This window comes from Kurthia sp. Dielmo (assembly GCF_000307285.2).
Classification (GTDB): Bacteria; Bacillota; Bacilli; order Bacillales_A; family Planococcaceae; genus Kurthia; species Kurthia populi.
Map to the genome: position 1 here is coordinate 1 of NZ_CAEP01000213.1, position 403 is coordinate 403.

The following is a 403-nucleotide window of genomic DNA, read 5'->3' on the forward strand; positions in this document are numbered from 1 at the left end:
GCGTATTGGAAAAGACAACACCTATCTCGTGGAAGAAATAGCAACCATCACACCCGATAATACCTTTCAATTTAAATTAACGACAGCATTAGAAGATGGTATTTATCGAATGGATTTTGTTTTAAAACAAGTAGATGAAACAACCATTATTCTTCCACATGGGGGATATGAAAGGCTAGATATTGCCACTTCATTTAATGCAGCAGGTGAAACAATTCCGATTCGTTCAATCAGTGAAGTGTTAGAAGAAATTCATACAGCTCGTGACGAAGTAGTAGGGGCTGCCGATGATATAGCTGCACTAAAAAATGAAGTGGTGGATGCTCGAAACGATGTATCAAACGTAACACATGCTAATTTGAAATTGCGATTAGATACCATCGAAAATAAAACGAGTACAGCG

The 403-nt window shown here is 37.7% G+C and carries 1 protein-coding gene; it reads left to right on the forward strand.

Translation table 11 applies throughout. The features are described 5' to 3' along the window. A partial coding sequence (locus KTHG_RS20950) for a hypothetical protein (protein WP_222424328.1) occupies positions 1–403 on the forward strand: 403 nt, incomplete at both ends.